The sequence below is a fragment of the Geobacillus thermocatenulatus genome (assembly GCF_002217655.1).
Lineage (GTDB): Bacteria > Bacillota > Bacilli > Bacillales > Anoxybacillaceae > Geobacillus > Geobacillus thermocatenulatus.
In genome coordinates this window covers 738,802-759,752 of record NZ_NEWK01000001.1, presented here as the reverse complement: position 1 = coordinate 759,752, position 20,951 = coordinate 738,802, and the positions used below count along the sequence as shown (strand labels likewise).

24 protein-coding genes are annotated in these 20,951 nt (G+C 52.9%); 12 read left to right on the top strand and 12 right to left on the bottom strand.

The genetic code is table 11. From position 1 onward, the window contains the following. Positions 1-25: 25 nt before the first annotated feature. The gene (locus B9L19_RS03915) at positions 26-1,273 is read left to right on the top strand and encodes an MFS transporter (RefSeq protein WP_025950214.1); all 1,248 of its coding nucleotides are present in this window, start codon (positions 26-28) and stop codon (positions 1,271-1,273) included. Between the two features lie 285 nt (positions 1,274-1,558). Here the strand turns inward: B9L19_RS03915 and B9L19_RS03910 are convergent, their stop codons facing one another. The 3 genes from B9L19_RS03910 to B9L19_RS03900 all read right to left on the bottom strand — a co-directional run bounded on the left by B9L19_RS03910 (position 1,559) and on the right by B9L19_RS03900 (position 3,862). Beyond that, positions 1,559-2,473, bottom strand: coding sequence for an Rpn family recombination-promoting nuclease/putative transposase (locus B9L19_RS03910; protein ID WP_025950213.1), 915 nt, complete (start codon positions 2,471-2,473; stop codon positions 1,559-1,561). Between the two features lie 289 nt (positions 2,474-2,762). Continuing rightward, the gene (locus tag B9L19_RS03905; protein WP_025950212.1) at positions 2,763-3,005 is read right to left on the bottom strand and encodes a DUF2584 domain-containing protein; all 243 of its coding nucleotides are present in this window, start codon (positions 3,003-3,005) and stop codon (positions 2,763-2,765) included. 68 nt (positions 3,006-3,073) lie between these two features. Beyond that, positions 3,074-3,862 (bottom strand): alpha/beta hydrolase family protein, encoded by a 789-nt coding sequence (locus B9L19_RS03900; RefSeq protein ID WP_025950211.1) that lies wholly within the window; start codon positions 3,860-3,862, stop codon positions 3,074-3,076. Between the two features lie 150 nt (positions 3,863-4,012). On the opposite strand from B9L19_RS03900, the gene B9L19_RS03895 reads away from it, so the two are divergent. The 3 genes from B9L19_RS03895 to B9L19_RS03885 are packed head-to-tail and all read left to right on the top strand — an operon-like array spanning position 4,013 to position 6,620. Continuing rightward, on the top strand, positions 4,013-5,020 hold the full coding sequence (locus tag B9L19_RS03895) for an ABC transporter substrate-binding protein (RefSeq protein WP_047752627.1): 1,008 nt from the start codon (positions 4,013-4,015) through the stop codon (positions 5,018-5,020). A 15-nt stretch (positions 5,021-5,035) separates the two neighbouring features. After that, a complete protein-coding gene (locus tag B9L19_RS03890) occupies positions 5,036-5,827 on the top strand; it encodes an ABC transporter ATP-binding protein (protein WP_025950209.1) in 792 nt (263 codons plus the stop codon). Further along, positions 5,811-6,620: an ABC transporter permease gene (locus B9L19_RS03885; protein ID WP_025950208.1), complete on the top strand. Its 810-nt coding sequence runs from the start codon at positions 5,811-5,813 to the stop codon at positions 6,618-6,620. The genes B9L19_RS03890 and B9L19_RS03885 overlap by 17 nt, the downstream gene beginning before the upstream one ends. 123 nt (positions 6,621-6,743) lie before the next feature. Here B9L19_RS03885 and ytkD read toward each other — a convergent pair whose 3' ends face one another. The 4 genes from ytkD to B9L19_RS03865 form a co-directional block, all read right to left on the bottom strand. Beyond that, the gene (gene ytkD / locus B9L19_RS03880) at positions 6,744-7,211 is read right to left on the bottom strand and encodes an RNA deprotection pyrophosphohydrolase (RefSeq protein WP_025950207.1); all 468 of its coding nucleotides are present in this window, start codon (positions 7,209-7,211) and stop codon (positions 6,744-6,746) included. Between the two features lie 58 nt (positions 7,212-7,269). Next, positions 7,270-7,602 (bottom strand): hypothetical protein, encoded by a 333-nt coding sequence (locus B9L19_RS03875; protein ID WP_047752626.1) that lies wholly within the window; start codon positions 7,600-7,602, stop codon positions 7,270-7,272. A 58-nt stretch (positions 7,603-7,660) separates the two neighbouring features. After that, positions 7,661-8,056 (bottom strand): phage holin family protein, encoded by a 396-nt coding sequence (locus tag B9L19_RS03870; RefSeq protein ID WP_025950205.1) that lies wholly within the window; start codon positions 8,054-8,056, stop codon positions 7,661-7,663. 152 nt (positions 8,057-8,208) lie between these two features. After that, on the bottom strand, positions 8,209-8,649 hold the full coding sequence (locus B9L19_RS03865; RefSeq protein ID WP_025950204.1) for a Dps family protein: 441 nt from the start codon (positions 8,647-8,649) through the stop codon (positions 8,209-8,211). A gap of 150 nt (positions 8,650-8,799) precedes the next feature. On the opposite strand from B9L19_RS03865, the gene ytzI reads away from it, so the two are divergent. Next, a complete protein-coding gene (gene ytzI, locus B9L19_RS03860) occupies positions 8,800-8,961 on the top strand; it encodes a YtzI protein (RefSeq protein WP_075261390.1) in 162 nt (53 codons plus the stop codon). 22 nt (positions 8,962-8,983) lie between these two features. Here the strand turns inward: ytzI and B9L19_RS03855 are convergent, their stop codons facing one another. Continuing rightward, positions 8,984-9,460, bottom strand: coding sequence for an S-ribosylhomocysteine lyase (locus B9L19_RS03855; protein ID WP_025950203.1), 477 nt, complete (start codon positions 9,458-9,460; stop codon positions 8,984-8,986). A gap of 213 nt (positions 9,461-9,673) precedes the next feature. Between B9L19_RS03855 and yidD the strand changes: the two genes are divergently transcribed. From yidD to B9L19_RS03830, 5 genes are all read left to right on the top strand, one after another. Then, on the top strand, positions 9,674-9,919 hold the full coding sequence (gene yidD / locus B9L19_RS03850) for a membrane protein insertion efficiency factor YidD (protein ID WP_011232336.1): 246 nt from the start codon (positions 9,674-9,676) through the stop codon (positions 9,917-9,919). Between the two features lie 86 nt (positions 9,920-10,005). Further along, positions 10,006-11,190, top strand: a complete 1,185-nt coding sequence (locus B9L19_RS03845; RefSeq protein ID WP_047752625.1) for a GTP-binding protein — start codon at positions 10,006-10,008, stop codon at positions 11,188-11,190. A gap of 79 nt (positions 11,191-11,269) precedes the next feature. Beyond that, complete coding sequence (locus B9L19_RS03840) at positions 11,270-12,256, top strand: metal ABC transporter substrate-binding protein (RefSeq protein ID WP_047752624.1); 987 nt, start codon at positions 11,270-11,272, stop codon at positions 12,254-12,256. Positions 12,257-12,387: 131 nt separating this feature from the next. After that, positions 12,388-13,737, top strand: coding sequence for a cytochrome ubiquinol oxidase subunit I (locus B9L19_RS03835; protein ID WP_047752623.1), 1,350 nt, complete (start codon positions 12,388-12,390; stop codon positions 13,735-13,737). 15 nt (positions 13,738-13,752) lie between these two features. Beyond that, on the top strand, positions 13,753-14,784 hold the full coding sequence (locus B9L19_RS03830; RefSeq protein WP_047752622.1) for a cytochrome d ubiquinol oxidase subunit II: 1,032 nt from the start codon (positions 13,753-13,755) through the stop codon (positions 14,782-14,784). A gap of 103 nt (positions 14,785-14,887) precedes the next feature. On the opposite strand, the gene B9L19_RS03825 is transcribed toward B9L19_RS03830, so the two are convergent. The 4 genes from B9L19_RS03825 to B9L19_RS03810 form a co-directional block, all read right to left on the bottom strand. Beyond that, positions 14,888-16,846, bottom strand: a complete 1,959-nt coding sequence (locus B9L19_RS03825) for a beta-propeller fold lactonase family protein (RefSeq protein ID WP_025950198.1) — start codon at positions 16,844-16,846, stop codon at positions 14,888-14,890. 96 nt (positions 16,847-16,942) lie between these two features. Next, the gene (locus B9L19_RS03820) at positions 16,943-19,021 is read right to left on the bottom strand and encodes a hypothetical protein (RefSeq protein WP_047752621.1); all 2,079 of its coding nucleotides are present in this window, start codon (positions 19,019-19,021) and stop codon (positions 16,943-16,945) included. A 146-nt stretch (positions 19,022-19,167) separates the two neighbouring features. Continuing rightward, a complete protein-coding gene (locus B9L19_RS03815; protein WP_025950196.1) occupies positions 19,168-19,656 on the bottom strand; it encodes a hypothetical protein in 489 nt (162 codons plus the stop codon). Between the two features lie 18 nt (positions 19,657-19,674). Beyond that, a complete protein-coding gene (locus B9L19_RS03810; protein ID WP_047752620.1) occupies positions 19,675-19,965 on the bottom strand; it encodes a DUF2325 domain-containing protein in 291 nt (96 codons plus the stop codon). A gap of 315 nt (positions 19,966-20,280) precedes the next feature. On the opposite strand from B9L19_RS03810, the gene B9L19_RS03805 reads away from it, so the two are divergent. Further along, on the top strand, positions 20,281-20,442 hold the full coding sequence (locus B9L19_RS03805; RefSeq protein ID WP_075261389.1) for a DUF1540 domain-containing protein: 162 nt from the start codon (positions 20,281-20,283) through the stop codon (positions 20,440-20,442). Positions 20,443-20,507: 65 nt separating this feature from the next. Further along, positions 20,508-20,705 (top strand): hypothetical protein, encoded by a 198-nt coding sequence (locus B9L19_RS03800; protein WP_025950194.1) that lies wholly within the window; start codon positions 20,508-20,510, stop codon positions 20,703-20,705. Positions 20,706-20,951 lie beyond the last annotated feature (246 nt).

Genomic DNA, 20,951 nt, shown 5'->3' with positions numbered 1-20,951 from the left:
GATGATCAAAGAGAGGATTGAGCTCATGAAAAAGAAACCATTTCATTTCCTTTGGATCGGACAATCTTTCGCGAATTTCGGAGATGTGTTCTACATTGTTTCCGTTGTCTCTTACCTATATCATTTGACATCGAAAGCCATGGCTGCCGCATTAGTCCCTTTTTTCGTTACATTGTCGTTATTTATTAGCGGAATCGTCGCACCGATATTTTTCGAAAAATATAAACTAAAAACGTTATTGTCCTACGGACAACTGTGTAAAACATTTCTGCTGCTTTTTCTCTCGCTGTTTTTGCAATGGGGTGCGGAACATCACATTGCGATCGTTTACGTTTTTGTATCATTGATCGCTTTTTTAGACGGGATCAATAATCCGATTAAAAACTCCCTCGTTCCTTTTATAGTTTCCAAGGAGGAAATCTTGAAAGCCAACAGTTTTTTAAACACGTTAGACCAATTCATCAAACTTAGCGCATGGCCGATCGGGAGTTTGATTGTCAGTGCGGGATCGCCGTTCCTTTTAATCCATATCACCTTATTGTTCTATATCGTTTCAAGCATTCTCATGTTTCTGTTGCCTATACAAGAACATACAAAGAAGAATACGGTCCAAGACAAAGGCCTAAAGAACTTTCTCCTTTCGATCCGTCTAGGATGGGAATACACGTGGAGAAATGTGCACGCAAAATCGATTAGCTTCATGTCATTTTTTGAAGGAATCGGAAATGGCGTCTGGATTTCGGCCATCCTTTATATGTATGTGAAAGAACAATTACATGTAGGGGAGGAATGGTGGGGATATATTAACTCTGTTTTCTTTGGCGGCATGGTGATAGGGGGATTGTTAAGCGTTACGTTTAGTCAATCGGTTGAAAAAAATCAGCAATTTTTTGTATTGTTTGGCCCGTTTTGTATCGCTGCTGTAACGCTTTTGTTTGGTACAACGACGCACGGTGCGCTGGCGCTTCTGTATTCCGCCCTGTATGGGATCATCGAACAATGGAAGGTGATTTGCCTTCAGACGATTTTGCAAAAAAATGCCCGGATGGACGCTCTGCCTCATGTTTTTTCCGTGCAGGGAGTCATTAGTTCCGTAACGTTCGGGATTTCCGCCTTATTGATGAGCTTTATAGCCGATGTTTACGGGATTCGCTTTTCGTTTTATTTGTCTGTTTGCTGCTTTTTCATCAGCGGTTGGATCAGTTATCGTCAGCGGAAAATCTGGAGTTATAAGGAGAGCCAAAAAGGAGAAATCACTGGGACTATTTTGTGACCTCCTTCTTGTAAATGATCGCTTTATTTCAGAGCAAAACAAAGGAATCAGTCTTGCTTCATCATATGGCAGAGCGCAAAACGAAGGGTTGTTTGCGCTCCTGCCCTTTTCAGGTAGGATAAAAACGCCAATCGGGACGATGAACGTCACCGACAAATTCTGTCAATAGACTTTATCCTCGATGGCCGTAAGGTTCGAACGCATAAAATGATTGTCGTCGATCCCCCGGGGTTTTTGCACGATTGGGGGTCGACGACAATGTGAGGCTTGACGGCGAAGGTGCGCTTACCCCTTCAGCCTTTCAATCTTCTCAATGGGCAGCCCGGTCAGTTCGTGAATCGTGTCGACATCGTACCCTTTCGCCAGCATTCTCTTCACCACGTCGAGCTTCCCTTCCTCGATCCCTTGTTGGCGTCCTTGCTTCATCCCTTGCTTTATCCCCTGTTCGATTCCTTGTTGGATTCCCTTTTCCATCCCCCGCTGTTCGTATGAGACGATGAGCTCCATCACACGCTTCGCTTCCTTCGTTTCCATTTGGCTCACCTCATTTCGCAGTTTGGCTTCCTCCTCTTCGGATAGCCGCAAATACGTCTCAAAAAAACCGAACAACAGCCGCTGTTTCGCTTCATCCAACTCGAGGCGGACGAGCATGCGCAAAAATTCCTTTTTCACTTCGACTTTCTCATCTTCATTATACCCCATTTTGCTTAGCAAAGCAGCGGCGACAGGGTTGGCATGGCGGATGTACGCGCGCCACGGCAGTTTGCAGAGCTCCACCGTTAAAAAGCGGAAGTCGAGAACGGTCAAAAACGGAAACTGGATGACCAATGAGGAAGGTTCATCGTATTGTTCGTCATAGCTGAAGATGGCGATCGGGAGAATGCGGCGGCGGTATTTTTGAAACAAGCGGCTGAAGTAGAGAAACATTCGCTCAGGGAAGGTCCGCTGGGTGTAGCTTTGATGCTCGACATGAACAATGACGAGCCCGTCTTCCCCTTTTACCTTTGTTTCGACCAACAAGTCGACGCGGTGCTTCTCTCCGGCCGTCACATCGGTGAACAGTTCCTCGGAGAGGAAAGAGAAATGGTGAACGTCGATGTGCTCGTACACGTCTGGAAAGAAAAGAAGCAAAAACTCCTCAAAAAATGTGGACAACAACTCTTTGAACAACCGGTCATGATCGATTCGCTGTTTGGCCACGTTTCCCCTCCTTGCGACATTGAATTCATCGTATTATATTCTCTCTCCACAACCAAACTCCTTCTCTTCCCCCCTACTTTTTCTATAGGTATTATGAAACGTCGCTTTCCATTCTACAGGAAATCCTCAAGCAAAGACTATTGTTTATGCTTGTCTGAGTCGTCCTGACGCCACAAGTGAAAATAGACGGCAAAAACCAAAACAAAGAGCGCAAACCGTTTTTCCGTTTGCGCCCGTGCCAAATGGATCCGTTCCGCACTGATCAGGCCCTCCCTGTAGACAGCCATATTCAATTTGTCGAATACAGGCTGACAAGCTCGTACGTCACCGTCGTTCGGCTGTCTTCCCACTCGAGCTTTTTCACGACCGCGATGCCGCTCGCTTCGCTTTGCAGTGTGCGGCGCACTTCAAGCGGCACATCGAGCGGGTATAAGCGGTAGCCGTCTTTTTTCAACACAAACGTATTGCCTTGAATGCGCTGTTCGTTTCCTTTGGTCACAATGACCGTCTGCAGCTCCATCGGCATGCCCATATCCTTTCAACCTCCTTGGCTGCCCATTGATTCGTTGGCGGCCGCGCCGCCTTTCTACTCGTATCGTATCACACCGTCGGCTGTTGTTGCATCCATTGTGTAAGCCTTTGCACGATCTCGCGGTTGGCTGGCGGCGGGAAATAGTGGGTGAACGCAGGGAAGTACCATGAGGTCACCGGTTTGCCGAGCTGCTTCAACCGCCGTTCCAGCCGCCAAGCGTGCTCAATCGATACGTTCTCATCACGTCCGCCGTGGATGATGAGCACCGGGGCCTTGAGCCGCTCCAAATGGTAGAGCGGCGTGCGGTGCCGGTAGCGCTCTGGGCATCTGTTCGGCGTCCCGCCGATGACGCGCTTCATCATCCGCCGCAAGTCGGGTCGCTCCCAGTACGTCAGCTCCATATCCGTCACCCCGCCCCAAACCGCCACCGAACAGACCTTTTCCGCCATAAGGGCGGCATGGAGCGCCATCGCCCCGCCGCGCGAGAAGCCGAACAGATGGACGCGCCCTGGGTGGACGAGCGGATGGCGGCGAAGAAGCTCAAACCCGGCAAACGCATCATAGCGGTCGTCGCCGGCGAAATCTTCGTTCCCTTCCCCGCCTCCGTTGCCGCGGTAAAGCGGGGCGAAGACGGCAAATCCGCGCGATGCGAACTCAATGAGGCGCGGCACTCGCACCTGCCCGACGTTTTTGATCCCGCCGCGCAAATACAAAAACCCGTCGTACACGCCGTTTCCTTTCGGCGCCGCGAAAAACCCTTTCACCTTCAGCCCTTGGGACATATAGGTGACAACGAACACCTCGATGCCCGGGTGCGGTGACGGAAACCGGTATTGGTCGATGATGTCCCCGTTCATACGCCCGCCTCCTTCCCGCTGTACGAATGGATTTGTTGCCCGTTCTCGACCGGCCGCCTATTTTTTTAGGCATTCACACATTTTTGCTGCGTGCATACGATAAGGTGAAACCAATGTTCACCGCACGTGGACGAAAAGGGGGTAGGCCGCATGAAAAAATGGATCGCATGGTTGTGTTCGCTTCTTCTCCTTTTGCCGCTCGCTGCCTGCAGCAACGGCGCCGATCAAGGAAAAAAACCGCTTAAAACCGTTCGCCTCGCCGAAGTGACGCGCTCGATTTTTTACGCGCCGCAGTACGTCGCCTTGGCGAAAGGGTTCTTCAAGGAAGAAGGGCTCGATGTCGAGCTGACGACGACATGGGGCGGCGACAAAACGATGACGACGCTTCTTTCCGGCGGTGCGGACATCGCACTGGTCGGTTCGGAAACATCCATTTATGTGTATGCACAAGGGACGGACGATCCGGTCATCAATTTCGCGCAGCTCACCCAAACCGATGGAACGTTTCTCGTTTCCCGCAAAAAAATCGACCACTTTACGTGGGAGATGCTGAAAGGAAGCACGTTCCTCGGCCAACGGAAAGGCGGCATGCCGCAGATGGTCGGCGAGTATGTGCTGAAAAAGCACGGCATTGACCCGCATCAAGATTTGAAGCTGATCCAAAACGTCGATTTCGCCAACATCGCCAACGCCTTTGCGAGCGGGACGGGCGATTTCGTCCAGCTGTTTGAGCCGACGGCGAGCCTTTTCGAACAAGAAGGGAAAGGCTATATCGTTGCTTCGTTCGGCACGGAGTCCGGACGCGTCCCGTACACATCGTACATGGCGAAACAAAGCTATATGAAAGAGCATAAAGACGTGATTGAAAAATTCACAAGAGCCCTCTACAAAGCGCAGCAATGGGTCGAATCGCACAGCGCCGCTGAGGTGGCGAAAGCCATCCAGCCATATTTCAAAGACACCGATTTGGCCTTGATCGAAAAAGTCGTCGACCGGTACAAAAGCCAAAACACGTACGCGACCGATCCGATTTTAGATGAAGAAGAGTGGAACCACTTGCAAGACATTATGGCCGAAGCTGGCGAGCTGCCGAAGCGCATCAATCTAAACACGCTTGTCGATTCGTCGTTTGCCAAAAACGCGATGAACACGCAATGAAAGCGGGTGAACGGAATGTTTCTTTCGATCGACCGCCTCTCGCACACGTATTTGACAAAAACGACCGCCGTCACCGCGCTCGCTGATGTGTCGCTGTCCGTCGAGAAAGGGGAGTTCGTCTCCTTTCTCGGCCCAAGCGGCTGCGGCAAAACGACGCTGCTGTCGATCATCGCCGGATTGATCGAACCGACGGAAGGGACGGTGCTCATGGAAGGCGAACCGCTCTGGACAGGCGGAACAGACGCCCGGGCTTCGCGGCGCGCGGTCGGCTATATGCTTCAGCAAGACTATCTATTCCCTTGGAAAACGATCGAGGAAAACATTTTGCTCGGACTCAACATCACGGGAACGTTGACGCCAGAAACGAAAAAGCGGGCGCTCGCCCTGCTGGCCGAGATCGGCCTTGGCGGCGTCGAATCGTATTACCCGAGCCAGCTTTCCGGCGGCATGCGCCAGCGCGCGGCGCTTGTGCGCACGCTCGCGACCGACCCGAAGCTGCTTTTGCTCGATGAGCCGTTTTCCGCCTTGGATCAGCAAACGAAGCTGAAGCTCGAGGAGCTCGTCTGGACGACGCTGCAACAATATGAAAAAACAGCCATCTTGGTCACCCATGACATCGAGGAAGCCATCGCCATGAGCGACCGCATTTTCTTGCTTTCGCCGCGTCCGGGCCGCCTTGTACGGACGTTTGCCATTCCCGATGAACTGCGGCGCTGCCCGCCGCTTGCCGCCCGCCGGCATCCGGCGTTTTCGCCATTGTTCCAATCCATTTGGAAGGAGATGGAGGACCTTGAAGCCGCTCCATGATCGCATCGAATCTCTGCACCGTGAGTACCTCGCCGCGTTGCGCAAAGAGCGGCGGGTGATCCGCCTTTGGCAGGCGGTGCTGCTTGTCGCCTGTTTCACCGTCTGGGAAGCCGCCAGCCGCTTCCACTGGGTCGATCCGCTCTTGTTCAGCTCACCGTCGGCCATCGTCAAGCTGTTTGGCGAAAAACTCAGCGATCATTCGCTGTTTGTCCACACGTGGGCGACGCTGTTTGAAACGTTGCTCGGCTTTCTCATCGGCACCGTCGGCGGGGCGCTCATCGGCGCGGTCCTCTGGTGGTTTCCGCGCCTCGCGAAAACGCTCGATCCGTATTTGGTCGTCTTCAACGCCATGCCAAAAGTCGCCCTCGGGCCGATTTTGATCGTCGCTCTCGGGCCGGGATTTACGTCCATCATCGCCATGGGCGTTGTCATTTCGATCATCATCACGACGATTGTCGTCTATTCAGCGTTCCAAGAGGTCGACCCGAACTATTTGAAAGTGCTGCGGACGTTCGGCGCCACCCGCTATCAATGCTTTAAAGAAGCGGTGCTGCCAGCGTCGTTCCCAGCGATCATTTCGACGTTGAAAGTGAACGTCGGCCTCGCCTGGGTCGGCGTCATCACCGGCGAGTTTCTCGTCTCGAAACAAGGACTTGGGTATTTAATCATTTACGGCTTCCAAGTGTTCAACTTCACCCTTGTGTTGATGAGCCTGCTCATTGTCGCCTTGTTGTCCACGGTGATGTATCAGCTTGTCGCCATCATCGAGAAAAAGTGGAGCAGACGCCGTTAAGGGACGTTCCAAAACGAGGGATGGGCGTCTCTTTTTATGTACAGCCATCCTCGCAAAAGGCAAAACGCCGCCAGCTGTTCCTTTTCTCCTAAAGATTCGCCCTCAAGGACAGCCGCCCGCGTTTCAGTCGATCCAGCCGCGCCGCCGGAGTTCCAGAAGCGAAAGCGCCAGCACATCGTCTTTCATCAAATAACTGAAGCGCGAATCGGCGCGGATGTCGTCCGGCAGCTCCTCAAGCAGCACCGGGCCGTTCGTCTCCTCATACGACTCCCGCTTCATGAACGCGGCGATGGATGCGAAATAAATGTTTTTCACGATGTCTGACTGGACTTCATATTGACCGAGATAATGAAGCGACTCGACCACTCCCCCCGTCTCCTCCATCACCTCGCGGACGGCCGCTTCGTCCGCCGTCTCCCCTTGTTCCACCTTGCCGCCGGGAAACTCCAAACCGCGGCGCGGATGATCGGTCAGGAGCCATTGGCCGCCACAGCGGCAAATGACCCATACATGCCCGGGGGAGGCGGAAAACGGATCGGCCGTAAACGCCAGCCGGACGCGATGCCCGTAATAATCGCGAAATTCATGCATCGTACTCTCCCCTTTCCTCTCCCCATTATACAGAAAAACGCCGCTCGGCTCGCGGCGTTTACTCTTCTTTTTCGTCAGGAAGGATGCCGAGCGAGCGGATATGCTCCTTTGCCTCCTCGTTGCCGAGGCGGTAAATCATTTCATAAATTTTCGTCAACGTCCGGTCGTACGCATCGTTTTCCCGGTCATAGTGGTATTGGATGTATGGCACATGGGCGCGCCAAAACGCCTGCCAGTCAGTCGAGTAGTTCTGGTCGAAATACTCGCGCAGGAGGGCGATTTCCTCATCAGTCGCCTCGATTTGAAAGTCCCACGGCGACGCGGTTTTCAATTGGGAAATTTCCCCGGTTGCCATCGACACGTAATACGTCTTTTTCCGTTCGTCTGCCACCTTCGTTCACTCCTTCTGCTCTTTTTGCTTAGTGTGGGGCAATCCGGGAAAAATATGCTTACTTCATCTCGTCTTTCAACAGCTGAATGGCCTTGCGCAGCACCGACGGGATCGGCACGCCGGCCCGGCCGGCGTTTTCGACGATGGAGATGAACTCATTAGCGATGTAGAAAAACACGATCGCATCGCGAATCAAATGCATGTTCCATCCGATCGCCATATCGACCAAATGAGCCGCCGCCACCAGCACGAACATCAACAGTTTCCGGACGATGCCGCGGAAGCCGACTTGGCTGGACAGCTTGCCTTCAACCGCGCTGGCGGCAATGCCGGTAAGGTAGTCGACAATGACCAGCGCCAATAAAATCACGACAAATGAGTCCACGCTGCCGACAAACAGCGACACGAGCGAGCCAAACAATGAAACGCCAAGCATCGGGATTGGCTTGTTCACGTTCCCCCCTCCTTGAACATAGGATACGCGTAACTATCGTATGCCCGGAGGGGAGAACGCGGCGCGGCGCATTCCCTAAAAAATCGCCCTTTTTCGACAAAGAAAGGACAAAGCAAAAGGCCGTCCCCCGGCCTGAGGACAGCCTCCTCTTCTTATCGTCCTAAGAACGATTTCAACATCCAAACGTGTTTTTCCAAGCTGCGATGAATGCCAAGCAACATATCCCCCGTCGTTTCATCGTTCACTTTTTCCGCCAGCTCCATGCCTTCTTTCAATTCGCCGATCATCGTTTCAAAGTCGCTGACAATCGAAGCGACCATTTGCTCGGCCGTCTCCGTTCCGGACGCTTCTTTGACGGACGCCTGATTGAGGCAGTCTTTCATCGTCGCCACCGGCTTGCCGCCCAGCGCCAGCAGCCGCTCGGCAAGCGCGTCAATGTGAGTCGCGGCTTCGTTGTACAGCTCTTCGAATTTTTCATGCAACGTGAAAAACTGCGGACCGGTGACATACCAATGATAGTTGTGCAATTTGACGTACAACACGGTCCAGTTGGCAATTTGCTTGTTGACAAGATCGATCAGTCTAGTTGTCATTCTCTCACTCCTCCTCATAGTTCTTGTACCCAGCTGGCTTGTTGATGAAACATGGAAAACGTATCGATGGATAGCTTGCCCGATTCCACCGGAAATATGAACGCCAGCTCTGCCAGATATGGTATAATAAAAAGAAAAAAGGCGGGCGTCATGATGTACTGGACCTTGATCGTTTGCCTCATCATCGCCGCTGTCGTTCTTGTGCTGGCGGTCGTCACGACGTCCAAAGCGTATACCTACCAACATACGGTCGATCCGCTCCCGGAAGAGCGCAGCAGCGAACAACAAGCCGGCCCGAAGCAGCCGCGGTAGCGGCGCGGGGCCGGCTTGTTCATCAGCCAAACACCTTTTTCAACTCTTCTTTCTCTTGCGACAACCAAAAGCGCATTAAGTTTTTCGCCGCCTCCAAGTCATGGAGCTTCGCTTGGCCGCATTGCCGCTCGGTCGCGGCTGGCACTTCCGTCGCGGCGAGCGCGTCCTTCATGGCTTCTTCCAACAAATCAATGATCTCGTCCACGGTCGGCGAGCCGCTCACGACAAGATAAAACCCGGTTTGGCAGCCCATCGGGGAAATGTCGATGATGTCAAAGTGATCATACTTGGCCGCATGTTTGCGCAGCGTATACGCCAGCAGATGCTCAAGCGTATGAATCGCGGCCGGGTCCATCGCTTCTTTGTTCGGCTGGCAAAAGCGAATGTCAAACTTATTGACGACGCCGTCGCTGCCGACTTTGTGAACGCCGCAATGCCGCACGTACGGCGCTTTGACCGCGCAATGGTCCAATTCAAAGCTTTCCACCGGTGAAGGCATGTCAATCACTCCTAGCTATTTTGATCCTCTTTCTTTATCATAACCAAAACGAGGGGCGTCCCGCATCTTTTTTGCCTCTCGCTTGGCGTCTATGCCCCAAAAGCAAGGTCTGGGCGAGCATCCCCATTCCGAGCGAACGACAGTCGTTTTGCTTGAATAAAAAAACGGTTTGTTCTATTGTAATCATGATGATCACAGAAGGGAGAATTGGGCATGGGCCAATGGCTGATTTGGTGCATCCGCTTTTATCAACGCTTTCTTTCTCCGCTCAAGCCGCCGACATGCCGCTTTTATCCGACCTGCTCGAACTATGGCATCGAAGCGATCCGGCGCTTTGGCGCCATAAAAGGGGGATGGCTGACGGCGAAGCGCATTTTGAAATGCCATCCGTTCCATCCGGGCGGTTTTGATCCCGTTCCTGAATCATCAGAACATGCGAAAAGAAACAAAATCACTTAATGGCCTTGCCATTTGCTTGATTTTTTTATATGATTAATTCTGTAAATCGTAATGATTATGATTTTCAAAAAAAGGAGGCGCCACAGATGAAAAAAATCCCTGTCACGGTATTAAGCGGTTACTTAGGATCAGGAAAAACGACTTTGCTTCATCATATCTTGCACAATCGGGAAGGAAAAAAAATCGCCGTCATTGTCAACGATATGAGTGAAATCAATATTGATGCCGAACTCGTTCGGCAAAACGGCTTTTTCCGCACCGAAGAAAAGCTCATCCAAATTCAAAACGGCTGCATCTGTTGCACCTTGCGGGAGGATTTAATCAAAGCGGTCGATCAGCTTGTCGAAAACGGGGAAATCGGCTATATTGTCATTGAATCTTCCGGAATCAGCGAACCGATTCCCGTTGCGCAAACGTTTACGTATTTGGATGAGGAACTTGGAATCGATCTATCCCGAAAATGCCGATTGGACACCATGGTGACGGTTGTCGACGCCAACCGTTTTTGGACGGACTTTTCCTCGGGAGAAACCTTGCTTGACCGCCAACAGGCCGTCGATGAAACGGACAGCCGCGAAATTGCGGATTTACTCATTGAACAAATCGAGTTCGCCAATGTCATTGTCGTGAATAAAATCGATCTTGTTTCGCCGGAGGAAGTTCAAAAACTGCAAAAAGTGCTCCAAAAGCTGAATCCAGAAGCCGTCATCATCCCGGCCACTTTCGGCCAAGTGCCGCTCGATTCCATTTTAAACACCCACTTATTTGATTTTGAAAAAGCAAGCCAATCAGCCGGCTGGATCAAAGAGCTGAATGAAGAGCACACACCCGAGACTGAACAATACGGCATCTCTTCCTTTGTTTATCGAAGAAAGCGGCCGTTTCATCCGGAACGTTTGATGAATTGGCTTGAAAACTGGCCCACCGAAGTCGTGCGCGCGAAAGGATTTATTTGGCTCGCGTCTTGGAACGACTGGTGCATTCTCCTATCGCAAGCAGGGACATCCATCTCCATGCAAGCAGCAGGACGATGGATGGCTTCCTATCCAGAAGAGGACATCAAACAGCTGTGGCAAGAAGAGGAAGCATGGCGGGAAAAGTGGGATGACACCTACGGCGACCGTGTGACCGAACTCGTGTTGATTGGTATCCAGATGAACGCAGATCGCATCGAGCGATCGCTCGACGAATGTTTGCTGACGGATGAGGAGATGAAGGAAGATTGGACGCTGTTGCCCAATCCGTTTCCTTCATTGATCCCTTCGGCCTAAACGGCGATCCATCATTTTCAAATCGTAATGATTACGATATAATAAATGCGGACATCTTGAGCCCAGAAAGGAGTTCAATATGAGACTATCATCCATTCTTTTGTCTTTCCTTTTGGCGGCAAGCGCCTGGCTATACGGCTGCCAAGCAAAACCGGAGGCACATAAGGCCCAAACATCGACCGACCCATTGACGATTTATACAACCGTCTATCCGCTTGAAGACTTTACGAAAAAAATCGGCGGCGACGCCGTGAACGTCAAAAGCGTTTACCCGCCGGGAGTGGAAGCCCATACGTTCGAACCGACAACCAAAACCGTGCAGCAGATTGCCGATGCGGACGCCTTCATTTACATTGGCCACGGGATGGAGCCGTTCGCTGAAAAACTGCAGGAAACGCTGCAGCATGAGCATGTCCGATTTCTCGTTGCTACAAACGGCATCGAATTGCTTGACTCGAACCATGAACAGGAGCATGCGCATGGCGAAGGGCACAAAGACGAACACGGAGAGGGACATGAGGAAGAACATGGCCATGAACACGGAGACAAAGATCCTCACGTATGGCTTGACCCCATCCGCTCCATTGCGATCGCCGAGAACATCCGCGATTTGCTGATGGAACTGAAACCGGAAAAAAAAGACCTGTTTATGCAAAACTTTGAAACGTTAAAGATGAAACTCGAGCGCCTTGACGGGCAATTCCGTTCAACAGTGGAGAAAGCTCCTAGAAAAGAGATACTCGTTTCCCATCAAGCCTACGGATATTGGGAAGACCGCTACGGAATCAAACAGCTGAGCGTTTCCGGGCTTTCTCCGAGCAACGAACCATCGCAAAAAGAGCTGACTCAGCTCATCCAGACAGCCAAACAGCATCACATCCGCTATGTCATTTTCGAACAAAATGTTCATCCCAAAACGGCGGAAGTGATTCAGAACGAAATCGGCGCCAAGCCGCTCCGTCTGCATAACTTGGAATCGCTGACCGATGAAGATCGAAAAGCCCACAAAGATTACTTTTCCCTTATGGCCGAGAATCTCCGCGTGCTGCAAAAAGCCCTTGATTAAAATACAACCCGCCTGCCTCTTTCGATTGAGGCAGGCGGTTTCGTTTCCCTTCCAGACCATCTTTCCCTAAAATAAGGAATAATCAAAGAAAAAATGGAAAACGATAAGAAAAAAGAAAGGGATGTTGTGAAATGGATGACGTGATCATTGCCCGCAGCTTATTCGGGACGACGATGGCGTTTCATATCATTTTCGCCACACTTGGAGTCGGAATCCCGATCATGATTTTGCTGGCGGAACTTTTATACCAAAAGACAAAAGATTATGATTATGCCGTCATGGCGAAACGCTGGACGAAAGGATTGGCCGTATTGCTTGGAGTGGCCATTCCGTCAGGCACCATCGCCGGGGTGCAGTTGTCGCTCCTATGGCCGGGCTTTATGGAAGTGATCGGAAAAGTGATGTCCCTCCCGTTTCAAATTGAAATTTACGCCTTTTTTATTGAAGCATTGTTTATGTCCATTTATGTGTACGCCGCTGACCGCATCTCTCCGTTGATGCGGATTGTGAGCGTGTTTTTTGTCGCTCTTGGCGCCAGCGCTTCCGCCATTTTAATTACCAACGTGCACGCTTTTGAAGGCACGCCGGCGGGATTTCGGATCGAAAACGGCGAAATCGTGGATGTCGACCCATGGGCGGCCTTTTTCAATCCAAGCTTTTTCGTCACGGCCGGACATGTCGTCCTGTCCGCCTATATGACCGGAGCCTTTGTGTTGGCATCCATCGCCGCTTGCCAGCTGCTGCGCGCCGCCCAAAACGAGCAAGTGCGGCGTTTTCACCAAAAAGCGCTCAAGCTCTCGTTGACGGTCGGAGGCGTATTCTCGCTGTTGACTGCCATCAACGGTCATGAATCGGCCCAACTCCTTCATCAATACCAGCCGGAAAAACTAGCGGCGGCCGAAGGGCTGTTTGAAACCCAATCCCATGCCCCGTTGGCCATCGGCGGGTTCACCGATGCAAAAACGCAATCTGTAAAGTGGGCTATTGAAATTCCGTGGGCGCTCAGCTTTTTGGCCGGCAACCGTTTCGACACCGTCGTCAAAGGGCTGAACGATTTTCCGAAAGAATGGTGGCCGCCGCTGTTTGTTCATACGCTATTTAACGCCATGGTGGGCATCGGCGTGCTTCTCCTGTTCCTGTCGGCAGCCGCATTGATCTGGCAGAAATGGCGGAAGCGGCCTGCCTTTCCGCGCTGGCTCCTATATAGTTTTGTCGCCGCCGGGCCGCTGGCTGTGATCGGCATTGAATGCGGCTGGATTTTTGCCTGCACCGGAAGGCAGCCATGGGTCATTTACCGGATGATGAAAACGGAAGAAGCCGTCACGCAAACCGGAAATTTGGCAGTCTTGTTTGCTTTGTTTGTGTCCATTTACATCCTATTGAGCATCGCCGTGGTGCTTGTGCTTCGCTATTATTTTCGCCGCCATCCGGTGGCGGACGAGCTGCGCAAACCGCCCAATGAAGGCACGCTGCCCGTCTAGAAAGGAGAACGATTCATGACCAATGAGCTGATTGCCATTACCGTGCTATGGGGGTTTATTTTCATTTATGCTGTCATGGCGACGATGGACTTTGGCGCCGGGTTTTGGTCGATGATCTACATCCATCGCGACAAAGCGAATGCCACCAAGATTGCGAACCGCTATTTATCGCCCACTTGGGAAGTGACCAATGTCTTTATCGTCGCGATTGTGGTCGCCTTGTTCAGTTTTTTTCCCGGCGCCGCCTTCCTGCTTGGGACGGTGCTTCTTGTCCCCGGCAGCATCATTTTGATCTTGCTCGCGGTCCGCAGCGCCTTTCTCGTGTTTGCCCACGTCGCCAAAGAATATGAAAAAGCGCTCACCTATATTTCCGGCATCACCGGGATCATCATCCCGGCCTTGCTCATTAGCGTGCTGCCCATTACGCATGGAGAATTCATCGACATCCGCAAGGGCGTCCCGACTCTCGATTTGGAGCGCTTCTTTACAAGCCCCCATGCCTATTCCTTCATGGGCTTTGCGATTTTGAGCACGCTGTTTCTCTCTTCTCTCTTATTGGCGGATTACTCTCTTGAAGCAGGAGACGGGGAAGCCTATCGCCTGTATCGGCGCAACGCGTGGATCACGGGGCCCCTCTCGTTGTTGATGACGGGGGGCATGATGCTGACGATGCGCTACGAAGCCAAATGGCTGTATGACAAGATGATGGAGTATTGGCCGTGGCTGATCGGTTCGGTGGCGATGTTCGCCGCCGCGGGCATCGCCCTCTCCCTGCCGTCTTCTCGCCACCCTCATGTCAGAGGGAGGCCACGGCTTGCGGTCATCGCGATTGTCATTCAATATTTTCTGGCTAGTTATGCCTATGGAAAAGCCCATCTGCCCTATATGGTGTATCCGGATGTCACGATCGAGTCGGCCTTTACCCATCCGGATACATTTCGGGCGCTGTTTGCCTCCTACATCGTGGGCTTTCTCATTTTGTTTCCCGGCTTCGTCTATTTCTGGCGTTTGTTTATGCACGATAAGCGCTATGTACGGCCAAAATAACAAGGAAAAAGGTGTCCCCAACACACATGGGGCACCTTCCTTTATGACGGTACTATCTTCTGTCCTGCAGAAAGAAAAGCGGCCTTTTCCTCCTTCACTCTCACTATTGCAGCGAGCGGACATAGGCCGCAATGGCCGCAATTTCCCCCGGCGTCAATGTTTGCACTTCTTTCGTCCGATGGCGCCGGATTGCTTCCTCGATCGTTTTTGCGCTGCCGTCGTGCAAATACGGAGCTGTCGCCCATACGCCGCGCAGCGTCGGCGTATCCCACTGCTTGGGCGTCCGCGGGTTTGTGAACCGGGCGCGGGCGTCGCCTTTGGAGGCGCGGTCCTTCGGATTGGCCGTGCCGATGTCGTGCAAGTAGGCGGTGTTGGCAGTCGTCAATTTCCCGTCCGGCCCGACCGCCTTGACGCTGTCGGTGAAATACTCGCCCCCATGGCAGCGTAAGCAATTCCCTTTCCCGTTAAACAGGCGCTCCCCTTCCTTTGCTTCCGCCGTCAAGCTGCCGTCCGCTTTTCGATACGGGCTTTTCGGCACCGGGAACGAGCGGGGGTCGTTCAAGTAGGCGAGAATGGCGTCAAACATATGCTGGACGTTCGGCGGCAGCGGCTTGGACGGGTCGATCGTCATCATGCCGCCCATCTCGCCCTGCACGGTATGAATGTAGTCGGCAAAATCGTCACGCGACCCATCCCACATAAACAGCCCGGTTTTCGTCGCCAAAATATTGCTCGGCACGTTGCGCGGCCCTTTCGCCGTCATGAGCGTCAAGCCGTTGATGTCGCCGTCGCTATGGCACGAAGCGCAGCTCATCCAATTGTTTCCGGTGATGTTGATGGCAAACTCGTCGCTGTTCGCGCTGTAAAAGATCGTTTTTCCTTCGCGCACGAGCGGAGAGAGCGAATCTTTCGCAATGAGTCGGATCGTGCCGTCTTCCTGCTTCGCTTTCGCATATGGGCTTGTTCCTCCGGTTTGGATCACGGCCAAATCATGGCTCATGGCGTTGTGGACGTAAAGCGTCTTTCCATCCGGCGAAATCGCGATCCCGCGCGGGTTGTTGCCGTGGATGCGGCGCAAAATTTGCGTCGCCTTGCCGCCGCGGCGCAAGTCAAAGACGACGAGATCCTCGCTTCCAGACATGATCGCGTACGCTTTGCCGCCATCCGGAGAAAACGCCACATCGTACGGATTGGAAACGATGATCGTCTCGTTATGGACATCGGTGACATTGATCGCAGCAAACAGCTCTTTCCGCTCGTTCGTCAACTCAACGTCTTTCGTTGCATCAATGACCGAGATGGCCGGAAAGACCGTTTCCTCAAACTGAATCGGCGTATCGATATTCGTCAATAAGTGCGGAATATACGCTTTTTTGCCGTCCGGGGCGATGACGATTTGCTCAAGCGTGTTCGGAATGCCTTGGCTCTTTTTTCGATCGGCTTTGTCCGGCGACGGGGCGAGGGCGATTTCCTTGACCACCCGCCGCTTCTTTGTGTCAATCACGGTGACTTTGGCCGCCAAATATTGCGTCACATACAGCTTCCTTCCGTCCGCTGTCAGCGCCAGCGCCCGCGGCCGATCGCCCGCTTGGATGTCTTTGGTCCGCTTCCCGCTCTCGGCGTCAAACACCGAGACCGTGCCCGATCGGTAGTTGGCGACGTATACTTCCTTGCCATCGGGGCTTGTGACGATGCCGAATGGCTCAATCCCCGTTTTCCAACGGTCGACGACTTTCCGCTTGTCAATCGATACGACATCCACTTCATCGTCATACATGCAAGACACATACAGCGTCCGTCCATCCGGACTGAGAGCGAGCTGGCGCGGTTCGCGGCCAACAGGAATTTCTGCTTCCTTCGTTTTCGCTTTCGCATTGATGATTGTCACTGTATCCACATCGATGTTGGCGGTGTAGACATAGCGCCCGTCGCTGCTTACGGCGATGTTGTCGCCGTGCGCCGGGGCGTGTCTGACCACTTTCGGCTGCTCCTGCCATGCTTTTTCGTCCTGACAGCCGGCCAACAGCACGGCGATCGCCGCAGCGAACCACCATTTTCGCATTTCCATCTTCCCCCGTTTTTCACGAAAATGATAACCATCCTCAATTTTATAAAGAAAAGCGGCGAATCTCAATGATATCGGCCGCTTTTCTTTCGACTATTTTTCGCTTGATCCTGTTTCCACTTTGACGGTCCGCAACACTGGAGCGACGCCATATTTCCCTCCAGCCGCCTGCACTTGCGGGACATGGTCATGATCGGTGTTGCCTAGTTTTTTCCCTTTCATGTACACATCCCCCGTATCCCAAAACTCGCTTGCCTGCATCCCTTCCTGAAGCGTCGGGCCGTCGACGATTCGGTCGTAAAAGTCGACGTAGCGGGAGATGATCGTTTCGCGGTCAAGGGATTTCGCCGTCTCATCCGCTTGATCGTTGTTCAAGTTTTGCAGCGCCACGCGAAACACTCCCGACAACGCGCCAGCGAGCCATGGGGTATATTGGTCCACTTTTTCTCCTGTATGGTACACGTGCCATTTTGGATCCCAAAACTGTTTGTCCATTGCCTCATAAACACGGCGCGCCGCATCGCGGTATGCTTCGTCTTTTGTCGCCAAAAACGCCGCCGTCAGCCCGCGGATCGCGCCAAGCTGGGCAAGAAGCGTCGGCTCGTCTTGATCCGGCCCTTGGCCGATCGTATAGCCGTTGGCGACAAGTCCGTCTTTTCGCATCAAGTTGTGCATGATAAAATCCGCTTGTCGACGGATGAGCTCGAGCGCCCGCTTTCCTTCTGGCGTGCCGAGCCCTTTGGCGCTCTCTCCGCTCGCATAGCCGACCGGCATCCCATCGATCGCCCGTTCAAAGATGCGGAGCGCTTCCATCGTATAGCCGGCTTGGAACGTATCGACCCGATTTCCTTGCGTTCGCCCGTCATGTTCGGTCACAAACGCGCCCGCTTTTTCATTGAAATGCATGGCATCGATGTTGCGGAACACTTGCAGCAGCACGTCGCGGTTGACGGAATACGGGTCGTCGGCCATGCGGTCGTTCGCCGTCGTCGCGTCAAGGTTTTCCTTTGGCGCGCTTGGGAACGGTTTTCCATCAAACACGGCCAAAAACGCGGGGTTTTGGTTTTTGTTTTCCGGCCGCTGGTCGGTCATGCCGAAAAACTCCGCCGCCGGCCAAAGCATGAGCCATTGATCCTCAAGCAGGCTGCGGGGATCTTTGAGGACAAGCTTCGCCGCGTCCGGCGCCAGCTCGTTGCCTCCTTCCGCCACTTCCACCGCATGAGGCAAATAGACAAATCCCCCGCTTGGGTTGTAGCGGCTGCCGGCAGCCTTCGTCAACGTCTGTTGCTTCGCATCATAAAATAAATGGTCACGGATAAAGGCGAGCTTGTTCCATATTTGTTCCGTCAAAATCATCCCTTGCATCCCATCGGCAGAGCTGACGCCAAGGGCGATATTTCCGTTTTGGTCATCCTTCGATGTTTTCCCCTCCACTTCTTCATCGCTGTCTTTTTGGTGGAAATTGCCCAAAAAGTCGCCGGCCCAAAGCGCCTGTTTCAAAAAGACGCCGCCGTAAGCCGATGGCGTGAGCACTTTGTCCATTTTCGCACGGTCCCAGCGAAGCGATTGGAAATCGACTTGATAGACAGGAACGTATGTACCGTCGTCATTTTCCGCGTACACGCCCGTGTCAACCTTTTGCGCATAATGCGGATCGCCGCCGGCATACTCAATGAAGGTTGGGAACATGTTGCGGAAAAGTTCCTCGCGCGGATAGCCGACGCTGTCCGCAAGCTCATAAAAACGGTCGGCGAGCGCCTGATCGGCTGGCTTATGCCGCTGTTCGGCCCGTTGCTTGGCGATTGGGCCGTTGATGAGATGAAGCCCGAGCCCTGACTTTTCCGTCACTTCGTACATCGCCTCTTCGGAATACTCGTATGACTCGATGCCAGCCGTATAGTCGAATTTCGTCGGTTTATCAGGCTTTCTCGCATCAAGGGTGTCCAAATCAAGACCGAGCCCTTCCGCCAACGGCTCTCCGGACAGCTCAAACTCCGAATAGGCAAACATATTGCCGGCCGTATCAAAATGATCGTCCGCCACCGGCACGTGCAGACGCGCGGCGTCCGCGGAGCTTTTGTTTCCTTTTTCTCCGACGGCGGAACACCCGGACACCAACAGCAGCGAGGCCGCCGCCGACGTGGCCATGACTTTCCAAGGCATGCGTTTCATGGCTTGCTCCTCCATTTTTTAAAATAACGATTTTCATTCTCACTAACGTTTATTATACGCCGTCCCTTCCTCTCTGTTCAAGCCAAAATTGATCCGACAACGCTTTGCCTATAAAACGGCGCTTTTCATGCCTGTGGTCCTTCCATTCAAGCCGAAAGCCACTCAACGCGGCGTCCGCCCGTCCATAAAAAGCAGCATTCCAGTTCGTTCGGGCAACATCCGATCGCGTCCCGGCATAAAGACGACGCTGTTTCTTTGCATCGGCGGATGGCTTCCTCTTCCTCGCACCATAGCAGCACACGGATCCGGTCGCGGTATACGATGTACAACGCTCGATCCGCCTCTTCCCCCAGTCCGCCGTCCGCCAGCAATAGCGGCTTGCACGCCGCCTCTTCCATCGAACCAAAAAACTGCAGCAAATGATCCGTCACCTTGGCCAACACGAGTGCATAATGCAACGGCGTCGGAAACATCGACAAAGGAAGGAGCGAACGGTGCTGATCAATCAACCGGAGCAAGCAAAGCGGCGACCGCAGCGAAGGCGCGGTGTCGCAATACGCTTGAATGACGCGGCGAAGAAACCGGCGCAGCGCATACGGCCAGACGTCCAACGTCTCGTGATGGATAGGCATCATGGCTCGCCTCCTGTTTGTTCATGCATGTTTTTCCAGCTGCTCCAGTACGGCGTTGATCGAACTCCATGACCGTTTCGCAAAATAAATGGGCTTGTCTTTGCTTTTCGCCTTTTCTTTCACTTTTTTCGCCAAATTATGGTTCACGTAATCGATCATGACCAATATGGCGTCGACATGATCAGGGATGTCCCGCCTCACCATATTCACCTTTCTGCCGCTGACATGAATGATCTCCCGGAATCCAGAACGCTCCAATTTATCGGTAATATGGCCTAAATGATCCGCTCCAACGACAAGAAGCGATGCCATCATAAAATCCTCCTTTGTTCTCTTCTTTGTTCTCTTTTATTTTAATTGAGAATGATTTTCTGTGTCAATTAAAATAAGAAAGATTTTCATCTATTTTTGGGCCATGATGTCCTCTTCAACAGCGGCACGAGGCAAACACCATTTCGGCACGAAGCCCTTCTTTCCATTTGGGACAGCGTGAAGCAACAGGCGCGACGGAAGTCGTCGATTGCCCCTTCTTCCGTTGGGAGTCTTATCAGGTAACGATGGATAAAATCCTTGCTCGTGCGTCAAACTATGGACGACGGCGATTTCATCACGACAAGGGGGATGACCATGGCGAAAGATGTTCTTTGCGAAGTGCGCAACTGCCATTATTGGGCGGAAGGGAACCGCTGCAGCGCGGAGTCCATTTATGTGGTCAGCCATGCCGGAAACATGGCGTCTGATTCCACGGAAACAGATTGCAAAACGTTTGTTCCGGCCCATGAAGCATAATGCGAGACCAACGAGGCGCTGTCCGGCCGACCGGGCGGCGCTTGCATCGTTCGAGGGGGATGACGATGAACAAACGCGCGAGCCTCATTCAAGCGCTGCAAACGGAAATGAAGCGGGCCGCTTTAGGAACATACCCAGCTTGCATCGACTCCTTCGCCCGTTTGTGGGATTATGAGTTCGGTTCGTTTGATCAGCTCCCGCCTGAGATTGAACGGCTCGTCGCCCATCGGGCCGCTGAACTCGGGTGGATGGATGACGTTTGAGGGCCGTCCATTTCGGAACAAACGCCAGGTGGAGCAAAAAAACGACGTTGGATGGCCATCCCTATGTTTCCATCTGCGCGATGGAAATCAGCCGTGCAAGGGATGACGTTTGACTGCCGCCCTCCAACTGGGGACAAAGCGGATGGATGAAGCTGGATCACAGCGGTCTAAAAGCAAGGACTTCCATTCAGCGGACGCCTACGACCCGGTCGGAACGCCACGGGAATGGCAGCGGCAAAAAGGCAG